The organism is Mesorhizobium sp. M0778 (genome assembly GCF_040320105.1).
GTDB lineage: Bacteria > Pseudomonadota > Alphaproteobacteria > Rhizobiales > Rhizobiaceae > Mesorhizobium.
On the sequence record NZ_JAMYPA010000021.1, the window covers coordinates 72,395 to 86,823 of the forward strand.

The 14,429-nt window shown below is 64.2% G+C and carries 15 protein-coding genes; 11 read left to right on the plus strand and 4 right to left on the minus strand.

What is annotated here, in order from left to right; all coding sequences use genetic code 11:
- On the minus strand, nt 1-660 hold the full coding sequence (locus NKI22_RS24725) for a GntR family transcriptional regulator (RefSeq protein ID WP_352494540.1): 660 nt from the start codon (nt 658-660) through the stop codon (nt 1-3).
- Between the two features lie 322 nt (nt 661-982).
- Here NKI22_RS24725 and NKI22_RS24730 point away from each other — a divergent pair, with 322 nt between their 5' ends.
- The 8 genes from NKI22_RS24730 to atzF are packed head-to-tail and all read left to right on the plus strand — an operon-like array spanning nt 983 to nt 9,256.
- Nucleotides 983-2,110 (plus strand): BMP family ABC transporter substrate-binding protein, encoded by a 1,128-nt coding sequence (locus tag NKI22_RS24730; RefSeq protein ID WP_352484020.1) that lies wholly within the window; start codon nt 983-985, stop codon nt 2,108-2,110.
- A gap of 20 nt (nt 2,111-2,130) precedes the next feature.
- A complete protein-coding gene (locus NKI22_RS24735) occupies nt 2,131-3,255 on the plus strand; it encodes an ABC transporter permease (RefSeq protein ID WP_023720645.1) in 1,125 nt (374 codons plus the stop codon).
- On the plus strand, nt 3,255-4,181 hold the full coding sequence (locus NKI22_RS24740) for an ABC transporter permease (RefSeq protein WP_023720644.1): 927 nt from the start codon (nt 3,255-3,257) through the stop codon (nt 4,179-4,181). The genes NKI22_RS24735 and NKI22_RS24740 overlap by 1 nt, the downstream gene beginning before the upstream one ends.
- A gap of 14 nt (nt 4,182-4,195) precedes the next feature.
- The gene (biuH, locus tag NKI22_RS24745; RefSeq protein WP_023720643.1) at nt 4,196-4,897 is read left to right on the plus strand and encodes a biuret amidohydrolase; all 702 of its coding nucleotides are present in this window, start codon (nt 4,196-4,198) and stop codon (nt 4,895-4,897) included.
- Between the two features lie 10 nt (nt 4,898-4,907).
- Nucleotides 4,908-6,440, plus strand: a complete 1,533-nt coding sequence (locus NKI22_RS24750; protein WP_352958983.1) for an ABC transporter ATP-binding protein — start codon at nt 4,908-4,910, stop codon at nt 6,438-6,440.
- On the plus strand, nt 6,440-7,108 hold the full coding sequence (locus tag NKI22_RS24755; RefSeq protein WP_352815170.1) for a cysteine hydrolase family protein: 669 nt from the start codon (nt 6,440-6,442) through the stop codon (nt 7,106-7,108). The genes NKI22_RS24750 and NKI22_RS24755 overlap by 1 nt, the downstream gene beginning before the upstream one ends.
- On the plus strand, nt 7,101-7,451 hold the full coding sequence (locus NKI22_RS24760) for a cupin domain-containing protein (protein WP_023720640.1): 351 nt from the start codon (nt 7,101-7,103) through the stop codon (nt 7,449-7,451). Before NKI22_RS24755 ends, NKI22_RS24760 begins: the two co-directional genes overlap by 8 nt.
- On the plus strand, nt 7,448-9,256 hold the full coding sequence (gene atzF, locus NKI22_RS24765) for an allophanate hydrolase (RefSeq protein WP_023720639.1): 1,809 nt from the start codon (nt 7,448-7,450) through the stop codon (nt 9,254-9,256). Before NKI22_RS24760 ends, atzF begins: the two co-directional genes overlap by 4 nt.
- A 5-nt stretch (nt 9,257-9,261) precedes the next feature.
- On the opposite strand, the gene NKI22_RS24770 is transcribed toward atzF, so the two are convergent.
- Both NKI22_RS24770 and cueR read right to left on the minus strand, forming a co-directional pair.
- Entirely contained in the window at nt 9,262-9,819 is a 558-nt protein-coding gene (locus NKI22_RS24770; protein WP_352815172.1) for a cytochrome c, read from the minus strand.
- Nucleotides 9,816-10,214 (minus strand): Cu(I)-responsive transcriptional regulator, encoded by a 399-nt coding sequence (gene cueR / locus NKI22_RS24775; protein WP_031194477.1) that lies wholly within the window; start codon nt 10,212-10,214, stop codon nt 9,816-9,818. The genes NKI22_RS24770 and cueR overlap by 4 nt, the downstream gene beginning before the upstream one ends.
- Nucleotides 10,215-10,477: 263 nt before the next feature.
- Here cueR and NKI22_RS24780 point away from each other — a divergent pair, with 263 nt between their 5' ends.
- From NKI22_RS24780 to NKI22_RS24790, 3 genes are read left to right on the plus strand one after another with little or no spacing between them, the layout of a single operon-like run.
- Nucleotides 10,478-11,545, plus strand: a complete 1,068-nt coding sequence (locus NKI22_RS24780; RefSeq protein WP_352494454.1) for a type III polyketide synthase — start codon at nt 10,478-10,480, stop codon at nt 11,543-11,545.
- A complete protein-coding gene (locus NKI22_RS24785; protein WP_352639446.1) occupies nt 11,542-12,255 on the plus strand; it encodes a methyltransferase domain-containing protein in 714 nt (237 codons plus the stop codon). The genes NKI22_RS24780 and NKI22_RS24785 overlap by 4 nt, the downstream gene beginning before the upstream one ends.
- Nucleotides 12,252-13,472, plus strand: coding sequence for an NAD(P)/FAD-dependent oxidoreductase (locus NKI22_RS24790; protein WP_352639447.1), 1,221 nt, complete (start codon nt 12,252-12,254; stop codon nt 13,470-13,472). Before NKI22_RS24785 ends, NKI22_RS24790 begins: the two co-directional genes overlap by 4 nt.
- 400 nt (nt 13,473-13,872) lie before the next feature.
- Here the strand turns inward: NKI22_RS24790 and NKI22_RS24795 are convergent, their stop codons facing one another.
- A complete protein-coding gene (locus NKI22_RS24795; RefSeq protein ID WP_352639449.1) occupies nt 13,873-14,427 on the minus strand; it encodes a hypothetical protein in 555 nt (184 codons plus the stop codon).
- Nucleotides 14,428-14,429: the final 2 nt, after the last annotated feature.

Consider the following 14,429-nt stretch of genomic DNA (forward strand, 5'->3'; position numbering starts at 1 on the left):
CTAGGAGGCCGATGTCGGAAACGGCTCGGCCTTGCCTTTAGGGCGGTCGCCGATGGCAAAGACGGCGCTCGCCTCGCTGACGATCGAGACATGGTCCTTGGCGGCTGTTCCGGCGGCCGTACTGTCGCCGCGCATGATTGCGGTAACGATGGCGTCATGCTCTTGCCAGGACTGGGCCAGCCGGCCGGGCAGCATGAATTGCGCGCGCCTGAACGGCGCCAGCCGGCCGCGGGTCATGACGGTCAACTCATAAATGTGCTTGCTGTGCGCGCCGCGATAGAGCCGGGTGTGGAATTCGGTGTTGAAAATCTCATACTCTTCTTCGGCACCGAGCTGCACGAAGCGTGCCGAGGCCCGGTGCTCGGCCTCCAGCGTGCGGCGCTCGCCGGCCGTCATGCGCTCGGCCGAGAAGCGCGCGCAGATCGCTTCAAGCTCGGCCATGCTCTCGAACATCGAGGCGAGGTGCTCCTGCGTCATCACCGCGACGGTGGCGCCGCGGTTCGGCCGCCTTTCGACCAGTCCCATGGCGCTGAGCCGGCTGAGCGCTTCCCTGATAGGCGTGCGTGAGACGTCGAAGCGGGCGGCGAGCGAGGCTTCGTCGAGTTTTTCGCCGGGACGCAGGAAACCGGTAACGATCCGGTCGCTGATCGCCCTCACCATCTGATCGACGGTCGTGCCCGACCTGATCAAATTGCGCTTTGCCGACACGTCTCCTCCGTCCAGTCTCTTCGCGCAGCCATAAGCCACGCACCGGCTTCGATTCCTCCGCAGCTCTGTATGCCTATGTTTTAGCCTTCATGTCAAATTGGCCGTTTTAGAGGCAAAAAGTGTATGCAATTGCTCCGGCTTTGTGCAGGCCACATCGGCACACTCGTTGATATTGCTGAATAAATCCCATTCCTGAAACTGGCACGCTGATTGCATACACTTCTTTCATTGAGGTGTTAACCGGCCCCAAAGGCCCCATAGAGGGAGCATTCACATGACCGAGCGATTCATGCTTAGCCGCCGCGACCTGCTCAAGACTTCCGCCGCCGGAGCGGCGCTCGGTCTTGCGTCCGCATCGTTTCCGATCAGCAGAGCCTTCGCCGCGACCGCAACCGTCGGCTTCATCTATGTCGGGCCAAAGGACGATTACGGCTACAACCAGGCGCATGCCGAAGGCGCCGCCACGCTGAAGGGGATCGAAGGCATTTCCGTCGTCGAAGAGGAGAACGTGCCGGAGACGGTCGACGTGCAGAAGACGATGGAATCGATGATCAATCTCGACGGTGCGTCGCTGATCTTCCCGACCTCGTTCGGCTATTTCGATCCGCATATGCTGGCCATGTGCGCGAAATTCCCCGACGTGCAGTTCCGCCATTGCGGCGGCATGTGGAACAAGGACAAGCATCCGATGAATGCCGGTTCCTATTTCGGCTATATCGGCATGGGCCAGTATCTGAACGGCGTCGTCGCCGGCCACACCAGCAAAACCAAGAAGCTCGGCTTCGTCGCGGCAAAGCCGATCCCGCAGGTGCTGCTCAACATCAATTCCTTCCTGCTCGGCGCGCGCTCGGTCGACCCGACCATCACCTGCCAGGTGATCTTCACCGGCGAGTGGTCGCTGGCGGTCAAGGAGGCGGAGGCCACCAATGCGCTGGTCGACCAGGGCGCCGACGTCATCACCTGTCATGTCGACAGCCCCAAGGTGGTGGTCGAGACGGCGGCCGGGCGTGGCGCCTTCATCTGCGGCTATCATGCCAACCAGAGCCCGCTGGCGCCGGAGAAATACCTGACCGGCGCGGAATGGAACTGGGCCAAGGTCTACAAGATGTTCGTCGACGATCTGGTGGCCGGCACGCCGCTTCCCAATTTCACGCGCGGCGGCCTGGCCGACGGTTTCGTCAAGATGAGCCCGCTCGGCCCCGCCGTCGGCGAGGCCGCCCGCAAGCAGTTCGACGGCACGCTGGCCGAAATGATGAAAGGCGGATTTTCGGTCATCAAGGGTCCGTTGAAGAGCAACAAGGGCGTCGTCGTCGCGACCGAAGGCCAGGCCTTCGTCGAGACCGCGCTCGAGCTGGAAAGCATGGACTACCTCGTCGAGGGCGTGGTCGGTTCGACCGCCTGAACCGGATCGGAGACGGGGCCATGGCAGACACGGTCAGTACCGCGAGCGCACCAGCGCTGTTTGGCGCCAGGAATTATCCGGCGGCACTCGAATGGGTGGCACGGCGGGCGGAAGCCTTCGTCATACCGCTCGCGGCGCTGATCGTCGGCATGGCGCTGTTCAGCCTGTTCATCGCGCTGGTCGGCAAATCACCGGTGCAACTCTACGTGACGATGTGGCGCGGCGGCTTCGGCTCCTGGTTCTCGATCCAGAACTCGCTGTCGCGGGCCGCACCGCTTTTGCTGGCAGCGCTCTGCGTGGCGCTGCCGGCTCGGCTCGGCCTCGTCGTCATCGGCGGCGAAGGCGCGATCGTGCTGGGCGGCGTTGCCGCCGCCGCCATCGGCGTCGCGGCGAATGGCGCGCCGGCTTTCGTGGTCATCCTGTTGATGGGCGTGGCGGGCGTGGTCGCCGGCGGCATCTGGATAGGTGCCGTCGGCGCACTCCGCCACTACCGCGCCGTCAACGAAACCATATCCAGCCTGCTGATGGCCTATATCGCCATCGCGCTGATGAACCATCTGGTCGAAGGGCCGCTGCGCGATCCGGCCTCGCTCAACAAACCCTCGACCGAGCCGCTGGCGGATGCCTACCGCATCGGCAACATTCCAGGCATGGACGTGCACTGGGGCCTTGTCGTCGGCATCGTCGCCTGCGTCCTGTCCTGGCTGTTGATCGAAAAGACGCGCTGGGGGTTTGCCGCCCGCATTGCCGGCGGCAATGTCAGGGCGGCCCAGGTGCAAGGGCTTGCCGTCGGCCCGCTGATCGTCGGCTTTACCGGGCTCGCCGGCGGCTTTGCCGGGCTGGCCGGCATGCTGGAAGTCGGCGCCGTGCAAGGCAGCGCCAACGCCTCGCTCGCCGCCGGCTACGGCTATACCGGCATCCTCGTCGCCTTCCTCGCCCGCCACAATCCGCTCGCCATCATCCCGGTCGCTTTCCTGCTCGGCGGCATCGGCGCTTCCGGCGGGCTGATCCAGCGCCGCATGGACCTGCCCGACGCCACCGTGCTGGTGCTGCAAGGCATGCTCTTCGTGGTCATCCTGTTCAGCGAAACCTTTTACGGCCGCTTCAAGGTTTTCAATCCCGATCTGTGGAAGAGGGGCTCCTGATGGACGCGACCGAGATCGGCCTGTGGGGCGTGCCGCTCGCCATTCTCGGCGGCGCCATCCGCGTCTCGACGCCGTTCATCTTCGTGTCGCTCGGCGAAGCCATCACCGAGCGCTCCGGCCGCATCAATCTCGGCCTCGAAGGCACGCTGGTCTTCGGCGCAATGACCGCCTATGCGGTAGCAGTGGTGACCGGCTCGCCATGGCTCGGCGTGCTGGCTGCCGCCGGTGCCGGTCTTTGCTTCGGGCTGTTCCATGGCTGGATCTGCAAATTCCGCGGGGTTAACGACATCGCCATCGGCATCGCGCTGATGCTGTTCGGCTCGGGTCTCGCCTTCTTCTTCGGCAAGCCGTTCATCCAGCCCTCGGCGCCAGACCTGCCGGCCATCGCCTTCGGTGGCTGGTCGAATATTCCGCAGGTGCAGGCGGCGCTCAACGTCAACGTGCTGTTCCTGATCGGGGCCGCACTTGCGCTGTTCCTGTGGTGGGCCTTCCGTAACACCCGCGCCGGCCTGATCGTACGCGTCGTCGGCGACAGCTCCGATGCGGCGCGCGCCATGGGCCTCAATCCCAACACCGTGCGCCTGCTTGCGACAGGCGTCGGCGGCGCGCTCGCCGGCATCGGCGGCGCCTATCTGTCGCTCTATTACCCCGGCAGCTGGACCGAACGCATCTCGTCGGGGCAGGGGCTGATGGCGGTGGCGCTGGTCATCTTCGCACGCTGGAACCCGCTCGGCTGCTTTGCCGCGGCACTGTTGTTCGGCGGCGCCGGGGCGCTAGGCCCGGCGTTGCAATCGGTCGGGGTAACGCAGGGCTACTATCTCTTCTACGCCGCACCTTACATCCTCACGCTCATCATCATGATCGCCACCTCGTCGCCGAGCCGCTCGCTTGCCGGCGCGCCGGGCGAGTTGTCGATCACCAAATGACTGGAGTTTTCCCGATGAACGCCAGAGCCGAGATCACCCAGCGCTACATCGACGCCGACCCTTATCCATGGCCCTACAATGGCGAGCTGCGGTCGGACAATACGGCTCTGATCATCATCGATATGCAGACCGATTTCTGCGGGCCGGGCGGCTATGTCGATCATATGGGCTACGATCTTTCGCTGGTGCGGGCGCCGATCGAGCCGATCAAGTCGGTGCTTGCAGCCATGCGGGCCCAGGGCTACACCATCATCCACACGCGCGAGGGCCACCGGCCCGATCTCGCCGACCTGCCGGCCAACAAGCGCTGGCGCTCACGCCGCATCAATGCCGGCATTGGCGACCCCGGACCTTGCGGGCGCATCCTGGTGCGCGGCGAACCAGGCTGGGATATCATCCCCGACCTCTATCCGGCGGCGGGCGAACCGATCATCGACAAGCCGGGCAAGGGCTCGTTCTGCGCCACCGATCTGGAGCTGATCCTGCACCAGCGCGGCATCGAAAACATCGTGCTGACCGGCATCACCACCGATGTCTGCGTCCACACGACCATGCGCGAGGCCAATGATCGCGGCTTCGAATGCGTGATGCTTGAGGACTGCTGCGGCGCGACCGACTACGGCAACCATCTCGCCGCGATCAAGATGATCAAGATGCAGGGCGGCGTGTTCGGCGCGGTGTCGAGCTCGGCGTCCTTCGTCGCGCAGCTGCCGTGAGGGGGCGATCTTGAGCGGAACCATCGTCAAGAAAGCCGTCGGCGTCGAGACTATCGGCATGACCATGCGCTTCGGCGCCTTCACCGCGCTGGACGATGTCTGGATCAAGGTGCCAGCGGGATCATTCCATGCGCTGCTCGGCGAAAACGGTGCCGGCAAGTCGACGCTGGTCAAATGCATGATGGGTTTTTACCGCCCGACCGCCGGCGACATGCTGGTCGATGCCCGCGAGGTCGCGATAGCCAGCCCGAAGGATGCCTCGGCGCTCGGGCTAGGCATGGTCTATCAGCATTTTACCCTCGTCCCGTCGCTGACCGGTGCGGAAAACCTGGTCATTTCCCGCGAGAAAGTGCCGGGCGTCATCGACTGGCGCAAGGAGCGCGCCGCACTTGCGCAATTCATGCAGCGGATGCCGTTCAAGCTGCCGCTCGACGTCAAGGTGGCGGAACTTGCGGCCGGCGAGAAGCAGAAGCTCGAAATCGTCAAGCAGCTCTATCTCGGCCGCAGTTTCCTGGTGCTCGACGAGCCGACTTCGGTGCTCACCCCTGGCGAGGCACAGGAAGTGCTTGGCCTGGTGCGCGACATGACCAGGACAGGCGACCTCACCGTGCTGATGATCTCGCACAAATTCCACGAGGTGACGGCCTTTGCCGACGACATCACCGTGTTGCGCAAGGGCAGGCTGACCGGAACCGGAAAGGTCTCCGAACTTTCGCACAAGCAGATGGCGGCGATGATGATCGGCGACCAACCGATTGCAGCACTCGACAGTCGCGCTCCGGTGCCGGCCGGCGCCAGGCAGGTGCTGACGGTAAAGTCGCTGAAGGCGCCTGACCGCACCGGCTTGAAAAGCATCGACATCGGCGAGCTCGACGTGAAGTCCGGCGAGATCGTCGGCATCGCCGGCATCTCCGGCAACGGCCAGAAGGAGTTTCTCGAAGTCCTTGCCGGACAGCGGGCACGCAATGCGGGCGACGTTCTGGTGAAAGGCTCGCCCTATGGTGCCAGCCGCAGCGAGGCGCGCACGCTCAATGTCCGCTTCATTCCGGAGGAGCCATTGCGCAATGCCTGCGCACCGCGGATGACGGTGGCCGAAAACATGGCCTTCCGGACCTTCGACCTCAACGAGGCCGGCAAGCCGGTCAACTGGATCAGGATGAGCGCGATCAGGGACTACGCGGCCCGTCTTGTCGAACAGTTCAAGGTCAAGACGGCCTCGCTCGCTTCGCCGATTTCATCATTGTCGGGCGGCAATGTGCAGCGCGCGGTGCTGGCGCGGGAACTGACCGGCGAGGTCGATTTGCTCATCGTGTCGAACCCCTGCTTCGGCCTCGACTTCTCCGCCGTCGCCGAAATACGCGCCCGCATCATGAAGGCGCGCAATGCCGGTGCTGCAGTGCTTTTGATGTCGGAGGACCTCGACGAGCTGCTTGAGCTCTCGGACCGCATCTTCGTCATGTCGGATGGCGCGCTGGTCTACGAGACGCCGATCGCGCAGGCGAGCGTGCAGACGATCGGCGAGCACATGGCGGGACATCATTGATGGCGGAGATCGAGGCGCTGCCGTTCCCGTTTGCCTTCAAGCCTGAGGCGATGGCGCTGGTCGTCATCGACATGCAGCGCGATTTCGCCGAGCCCGGCGGCTTCGGCGCCAGCCTCGGCAACGACGTCAGCCGGATCACGGCGATCGTGCCCACGGTGAAAAGGCTGCTCGAAGGGTTTCGCGCCGCTGGCCTGCCGGTGATCCACACGATGGAGTGCCACAAGGCAGATTTTTCGGATCTGCCGCCGGCCAAGCGCAATCGCGGCAATCCGTCGATCCGCATCGGCGATATCGGTCCCATGGGTCGCGTGCTGATCGTCGGCGAACCGGGAACGGCGATCCTCGATGAACTTGCACCATTGCCTGGCGAGATCGTCATCGAAAAACCCGGCAAGGGCGCGTTCTATGCCACCAGCTTCGGCGATGACCTCAAGCGGCTCGGCGCACAGCAACTGGTCTTTGCCGGGGTGACGACGGAGGTCTGCGTGCAGACGACGATGCGCGAGGCCAACGACCGCGGCTATGAATGCCTGCTGGCGGAGGATGCGACGGAGAGCTATTTTCCGGAGTTCAAGACGGCAGCCCTTGCCATGATCAGGGCGCAGGGCGCGATCGTCGGCTGGACGGCGACAACGGACCACGTGCTCGAGGGAATTTCCAATGCCTAACATTGCATACCAGGCCCTCATCCAAGGGGGCTGGCGTGATCTGCCATTCGAGCCTTTTCGCGAAGGCATCACGGTGCATTGGCTGCTCAAGGGGGGATCGACGGAACCGTCGGTCGCGATTCTCAACTACCGGGCGGGCGCCGGCGTGCCGCGTCACCGCCACGCCGGGCTGGAAACGATCATCGTGCTGGAAGGCTCGCAGAGCGACGAAAACGGCGACTATGCAGCGGGCAGTGTGATCCTGAACCCGGTTGGAACCGAGCATTCGGTGTGGACAAAAGACGGCTGCGTCGTACTCATCCAGTGGAACCTGCCGGTCGTCATTCAGGGCGAGGCCGAATGAGCGACATCCGCTTCGACATAGCGAGCCTGCACGCCGCCTATCAGGCCGGCCTCAGTATTGGCGATATGATCGATACGGTCCATGCGCGGCTCGCGGCGGCCGATGACCCGGGCATCTTCATCCATCTGGCGAGCAGGGCGGAGATGCTTGCCGAGGCGGAAAAGCTCGGCCCGTTCGATCCGTTGGCAAAGCCACTGTGGGGCGTTCCGTTCGCGGTCAAGGACAACATCGATGTTGCCGGCATGCCGACCACGGCGGCCTGCGCGGAATATGCCTACTTGCCGGCGAACGACGCCACCGTCGTCGCGCGGCTCAAGGCCGCCGGCGCGCTGGTCGTCGGCAAGACCAATCTCGACCAGTTCGCTACCGGCCTGGTCGGCGTGCGCACGCCCTATCCAATCCCGAGGAATGCGATCGACCCGACACTGGTGCCGGGCGGCTCCTCATGCGGCTCGGCCGTGGCGACGGCGCGTGGCATCGTCTCGTTCGCGCTCGGCACCGACACCGCCGGTTCGGGCCGCATACCCGCCGGCCTCAACAACATCGTCGGGCTGAAGCCGAGCGTCGGCGCGCTGTCGGCCGCCGGCGTCGTGCCGGCCTGCCGCACGCTCGACTGCGTCTCCGTCTTCGCACTCAACGTCGACGACGCCTACAGCGTGTTCGAGGTCGCGGCGGCGAAGGACGACGCCGATCCCTATTCACGTGACCTCGGCATCCAACCGCTTGCCGCGCGCCCACCGGTGCTGACGGTTGGCGTGCCGGCCAAGGCCGATCGGACGTTCTTCGGCGACCAGGCGATGCAGGCGGGCTTCGAGGCCGCTCTTGCCTCGCTGGAGACGCTGGGCTGCAGGCTGGTCGAAATCCCGTTCGGCGATTTCTACGCCACCGCCAATCTGCTTTACGAGGGCGCCTGGGTGGCCGAGCGTTACACCGCGATCAGGGACTTCATGGATGCCAACGAGGCGGCCATGCATCCGGTGACGCGGCAGATCATCGGCGGTGCGCGAAAACTTTCCGCAGCGGACGCCTTCAACGGGCTCTATGCCTTGCAGGCCTACAAGGCCAAGCTTGCGCCGGTTATCGCCTCGGTCGATCTTTTCTGTGTGCCGACCGCGCCGACGCATTACACAGTCGAAGCGGTGTTGGCTGACCCTATCGTCACCAACAGCCGGCTCGGCACCTACACCAACTTCGTCAATCTGCTCGACATGTGCGGCATCGCCGTGCCGACCGGAACCCGCAGCGACGGTTTGCCGATGAGCGTCACCTTGCTTGCCGCGGCGGGCAAGGACCATCTGACGGCGTCGCTTGCGCGCGATGTCCATGCGGCAAGCGGCCTTGCGCTGGGCGCTACCGGCTGGCCGCTGCCGCCGCGTGGCGATATCCGCGTGGACGTGGATGAAGGCACGATCGAGCTGGCCGTGGTCGGCGCGCATCTATCGGGGATGGCGCTGAACGGCCAGTTGCAGCAGCTCGGCGCGATTTTCGCCCGGGCTGCGAGAACGGCGCCGCTCTACCGGCTTTACGCACTCGCCGGCCAGTCGGTGTCGAGACCGGGGCTCGAGCGCACCTGCAATGGCAAGGGCACAGCCATCGAGGTCGAAGTCTGGCGGCTGTCGCCGCAAGCCTTCGGTCGCTTCGTCGCGGCGATCCCGCCGCCGCTCGGCATCGGGACGCTTCTGCTCGACGACGGAACTTCGCCGAAAGGCTTCCTCGTTGAAAGTGCCGGCCTTACCGATGCAGAAGAGATTTCGCATTTCGGCGGCTGGCGCAATTTCATGGCGGATCAGCAGCTGCGGAGCTGACGCCATCACTCGACCTTTTGCCGGAACTTCGAGTGGCAGCTCGAGCAATCCTGCAAGATGAGATGCAGGAGGTGCTCCGCCGGCAATTTGGCGGGATCGGCTTCCGCCGTCCCCGGTCGCTTGCCAACCAGGCTGCCACCGCCCATCGCCGGGCCGGAACCCATTCTCATGTCGTCGGTAATGCGCGGCGGCACCCGCTCGGCGTCGGAGGCCAGGGCGCTGGCCAGCGTCCCGATGTGGCGAGCCAGCCCTTCGAACTCCGCGCGGGCAGGGTCGATATCCAGCTTGGCGCCTGAAGGCGCACCCAATGTCGCGCTGGGGAATTCGGCAATGAGGGAAGGGCCGGTGCGGGCGCGGATGGCCTCGGCCGCCGCTTGGAAAGCCGCGGCGTCATACGCCCGCTTGCCGTCGAACATCCCGGCGATCGCCTTTGCCGCCGCAGCCATTTCCTTCATCGAGGCCTGGCGAGCCTCGATGACCGCATCACGGCTCGAATGGGCGGCAGCGAGCACGACAGAGACGCAGGCAAGCGACAGCACTGTTAGAGCGGCTGCGAGCCTCACTGGGCCACGCCTTGTCCCGCCAACTCGTCGATGATCGGGCACTCCGGCCGCTCGTCGCCGTGGCAGTGACTGACCAGATGGTGAAGCAAGCCGCGCAATCCGACCAGTTCGGCGATCTTCCTGTCGATCTCCACCAACTTGGCTTTCGCGATCGCCTTCACGTCAGCGCTGTCACGTTCCCTGTCTTGGTACAGCGAGAGCAACTGGCGGCATTCGTCGACCGAAAACCCCAGGCTTCGTGAGCGCTGCAGGAAGCGCAGCCGGTGAATATCGGCCGTCGAGTAATCGCGATAGCCATTGTCTGTCCGGGCCGGGTGCAAGAGCCCGATGTCCTCGTAGTAGCGGATCGTCTTGGCCGGCAGGCCGGATTTTTCGGATGCGACGCCGATGTTCATATCGGAAATCTCCTTTATCGGAGGAAATAGACCTTCCAGTAGATGGAAGGTCAACATGATGTGGCGATTTTGGATGCCCGACGCAACCGCCCGCCGGCTCCAACCGTTTGCCTGCCAACAGCGCATACTGAACCTTCGGGAAGAAATCAGTTTTCGGAAACGTTTATCGAACAGCGCTCAAACTCGGCGCCCGGCACCAGGTACCGATCAGCAAGGACCCTCCGGCGGCACGTTACGCCGTGCAGACGCCGAGGAGATAGAACATGCCCGTCAAGGCCTATATCAACCGGATCGCGACAGCGGTGCCGGAGCACGAGGTTCATCAATTCTACCTGCGTTTCGCGGCCTCGATGCTCGCGGCCGATCGCCGGAGGATCTTCGAACGCATGGCCGATCTTGCCGGCATCGAGCACCGCTATTCCTGCTTTGCGCCGGCGTCCGATCCCGAAGGACCATCCGCCGACCTGGCCGGGACCTTCATTCGGGGCGCGTTTCCCGGAACGGCCATGAGAATGGCGATGTTCGACGATGCCGCACCTGTTCTGGCGCAAAAGGGCATCGACGGATTGCAACTTGGCGACGACGCTTCCCGCATCACCCATCTTATCGTCACTACCTGCACCGGTTTTTCGGCGCCGGGCATCGATCTCGAGCTGGTTGCGCGTTGCGGGCTGCCGGACGGGGTCGAACGCACGATGATCGGTTTCATGGGTTGCTACGCGGCGATCAACGGCCTCAAGCTGGCGCGTCACATCGTCCGCTCCGACCCGCAGGCCAAGGTCCTGCTGGTCAATATCGAGCTCTGCACGATGCACCTGCGTCAAACCACCGAACTGGAAAAACTGCTGTCGTTCTGCCTCTGGGGCGATGGCTGTGCGGCTGCGCTCATCACTTCCGAGCCGCTCGGCATCGAGCTCGATAGCTTTCACTGCCTGGTGGCGAGGGAGCGGCGGGATCTGATGCGCTGGAATATTCGCGACCACGGATTCGAAATGGTTCTTTCCGGCCAAGTGCCGGCAGCGATTCATGAAGCGTTGCGGAGCAACCAGGCCGCCATCCTCGGTGGCCGGCCGACCGAGGCGATCGACCTTTGGGCCGTGCACCCGGGTGGGCGTTCGGTGCTCGATGCCGTCGAAAGGGCTCTGGAACTGGAGCCCACCGCGCTGGAACCATCGCGCGCGGTGTTGCGCCAATACGGGAACATGTCGTCGGCGACCGTCATGTTCGTGATGAAAGAGATGCTGAAGGCGCCTGCCGGCCTGCTCGGCTGCGGCATGTCGTTCGGACCCGGGCTGACGGCCGAAACCATGCTCTTTCGAACGGTGTCATGAGCGGCCTGGAGCATCGGCAGCTTGCGCCGGAAATCCTTGACGGCCTTGCGGCCGACGATCCACGAGCGCTGACCGCGCGCCGCGACCTTCGGCGCATCAATATGCTGATGTTTCAGGTGCCGATCATGACGTCGTTGCTCAGGAGGTTTGTGCCAAAGCCGCCACGCCGCATTCTGGAGATCGGCGCCGGCGATGGCTCCTTCATGCTGGCGGTGGCGCGGCGCATGGCCAGGCATTGGCCTGGGGTCGAACTGGTAATGCTCGACCGCGTCGACCTCGTCACTGCGCAATTGCGCGGTGATTTCGACAGGTTGGGATGGAAGGCCGAAGGGATCACCGCCGATGTCTTCGACTGGGCGGGAAAGATCGAGGGCGCGCCGTTCGACGCCGTCACGGTCAATCTGTTCCTGCACCATCTCGACGATGCGCAGCTCGTGCGCCTGTTTTCGCTGATCAGGCCAAAAGCCCCGTTGCTGCTGGCGACAGAGCCGCTGCGGGCGAAACTGGCGCTGGCCGCGACCCGTCTTCTGCCGGCAATCGGCGCCAATGACGTCACACGAAACGACGCGGCGCAAAGCGTGCGTGCCGGCTTTCGCGGCAGCGAGCTTTCCGGCCTCTGGCTTGCGGCCAACGGCAAACCGGTCGAGGAAAGGCGCGCCGGCCTGTTTTCCCACATCTTCGTCGGCGCCAGCGCCAGAGTCGAGCCATGACCGGATTGTCGACCCATGACGCGATCGTCATCGGCGCCGGCCCGGCGGGCACATCCCTCGCGCTCACGCTGGCCCGGTGCGGATGGGCCGTGGCCATTGTGGAAAAGACCGAGTTCCCGCGCCGCAAGGTCTGCGGCGAATACATCTCGGCAAGCAATCTTGCGCTTTTCGACCAGCTGGAGATCGGCGATGCCTGGCGTACCGATGCCGGCCCCGAAATCCGCCGCGTCGGTTTGTTTTCCGGCGAAACCTGCGTCGAGGCGGCAATGCCACGTGCAGGAGCTGGGCCTCCTGCAAAAGACGGCTTCGGCCGGGCACTCGGCCGGGACATTCTCGACTCTCTGCTTTTGCAGACGGCGCGATCGGCGGGTGTCGAAATCTTCCAGCCCTGCCGCGCCGTCGCAATCGACCGGGACGGCGAGATGCAAAGGGTACGAATTCAAGCCGGAGACGAAACGGCGATGTTGCGCGCGCCGGTGATTGTCGCCGCACACGGCTCGTGGGAACCCGGCCCATTGCCCAGCCAGCTCGCAAAGGCCAACCGGCCGTCGGACCTGCTCGGCTTCAAGGCGCATTTCACCGGGTCGTCGCTGGCGCCGGATTTGATGCCGCTGCTGGCCTTCCCCGGCGGCTATGGCGGCATGGTCTCGGCCGATCATGGCCGGTTGTCGATCTCGTGCTGCATTCGGCGCGATATGCTGGCGCGGTTGCGTAAACAACATGACCCGAAACACCGGAGCCATGTGCCGGCCGCCGATGCGGTCTCCCGCCACCTCATGGACTCATGCCGGGGCGTGAGGGACGCTCTGGAGCCGGCTCTCCTCGACGGTCCGTGGCTTGCCGCGGGTCCGATCCGGCCGGGAATTCGCTCGTGCTACGAAGGGGACATCTTCCGCGTCGGCAATGCAGCCGGAGAGTCTCATCCTGTTATCGCCGAGGGTATCTCGATGGCGCTGCAGTCCGGCTGGCTGCTGGCTTGCGAACTCGCATCCGCGCCAAGCGGCCAAGCGGGACGCGAGGCCGCTGCCAGACGCTATGAGGCGGCCTGGAAAAGACTGTTTTCGACACGGGTCTACGCTGCCGCGGCCCTCGCCGGAATTGCCCTCCGCCCCGGCAGCGCCACCTTGATGGCGGCGATCGTCCGGAATTTCCCGCAGACACTGACACTGGGCGCGCAACTGAGCGGCAAGACCAAGCGGGTTCCCGGCTTTGCCTGACGAGTGACGCGGCGTCGTGCTGCCCTGGTCGCCTTACATGCCACCGCCACAGTTGGCAGCAGCTGGCTCCTTCTCCCCGGAATTTGTCATCGCATAGTCGTATACCTGACTGCGTCCGCGGCTTCAGGTTCGCAGGTATTTGACCAAGGCTGCAATCGCGAGCAAGAGGGCGACGAACACAGGACCCAGACGAGTGCCATGCCGCCCATCATCCACGTATCCATTGGACCATTCATCATTGCAATCACCTTTACGGTCAGTGAAGGCCCGCCTTCGTCGGTAAGCATCGGCGACTGCGAAGGCAATTAGCTCGCCGGGGACTTCGGTCAAGACGACCAGGAAACCGATCGGCCGCCTGTCGCCTTGTCCCGCCAACCGGAAGTGTCCTGCCCTTTCCGTCTCACATACCTCCGCCGCAGCCGTCCGAGAGATCCCAGACGTCGACGACCTGCTTGCCGGTGAAACCTTGCTCGCGGATCAGGAACTTCGCCAATCCGCCATACACTTTCCAGCGCCAGCATTGGCAGCAGCAAGGGCCTTTCTCGTTGGAATTGGCCATCGCATAGTCATAGGCCTGCTGCTCGTCGCCGGAGAGTTTCACATCGTAGTAGGGCATCATCTTCTGTGCGATGCCGGCCGGAATATCGTACGGATCGTTCGGGATCATCGCGATCTCGCGGTACCTGGCCAAACCGTTCACCTGCTCGGCATAGCGCTTTGTCTCCATTGGGCTGCAGCACGAGCCCATGATCCGCGACATCGCCGGCATGGTCGCAATCGACTCCGTGAACTTGGCCGAACACGTGCTGTTGCCGTTCTGGCTGAGATATTTGAAGCGGCGCACCAGATCGGAATCCTCCGCGGCGATCGTCAAATCCGGCCCCTTGAGCAAGCCGACGACCGCAGCGACGCCAAAGGCGCTGCCCAGAACAACCGCCGTCGGGTTGGATGGCATAT

Bases quoted from the DNA above. Each gene is read 5' to 3' on its own strand.
- NKI22_RS24725 (WP_352494540.1), bottom strand. From the start codon at position 660: ATGGTGAGGGCGATCAGCGACCGGATCGTTACCGGTTTCCTGCGTCCC.
- NKI22_RS24730 (WP_352484020.1), top strand. From the start codon at position 983: ATGACCGAGCGATTCATGCTTAGCCGCCGCGACCTGCTCAAGACTTCC.
- NKI22_RS24735 (WP_023720645.1), top strand. From the start codon at position 2,131: ATGGCAGACACGGTCAGTACCGCGAGCGCACCAGCGCTGTTTGGCGCC.
- NKI22_RS24740 (WP_023720644.1), top strand. From the start codon at position 3,255: ATGGACGCGACCGAGATCGGCCTGTGGGGCGTGCCGCTCGCCATTCTC.
- biuH (WP_023720643.1), top strand. From the start codon at position 4,196: ATGAACGCCAGAGCCGAGATCACCCAGCGCTACATCGACGCCGACCCT.
- NKI22_RS24755 (WP_352815170.1), top strand. From the start codon at position 6,440: ATGGCGGAGATCGAGGCGCTGCCGTTCCCGTTTGCCTTCAAGCCTGAG.
- NKI22_RS24760 (WP_023720640.1), top strand. From the start codon at position 7,101: ATGCCTAACATTGCATACCAGGCCCTCATCCAAGGGGGCTGGCGTGAT.
- atzF (WP_023720639.1), top strand. From the start codon at position 7,448: ATGAGCGACATCCGCTTCGACATAGCGAGCCTGCACGCCGCCTATCAG.
- cueR (WP_031194477.1), bottom strand. From the start codon at position 10,214: ATGAACATCGGCGTCGCATCCGAAAAATCCGGCCTGCCGGCCAAGACG.
- NKI22_RS24780 (WP_352494454.1), top strand. From the start codon at position 10,478: ATGCCCGTCAAGGCCTATATCAACCGGATCGCGACAGCGGTGCCGGAG.
- NKI22_RS24785 (WP_352639446.1), top strand. From the start codon at position 11,542: ATGAGCGGCCTGGAGCATCGGCAGCTTGCGCCGGAAATCCTTGACGGC.
- NKI22_RS24790 (WP_352639447.1), top strand. From the start codon at position 12,252: ATGACCGGATTGTCGACCCATGACGCGATCGTCATCGGCGCCGGCCCG.
- NKI22_RS24795 (WP_352639449.1), bottom strand. From the start codon at position 14,427: ATGCCATCCAACCCGACGGCGGTTGTTCTGGGCAGCGCCTTTGGCGTC.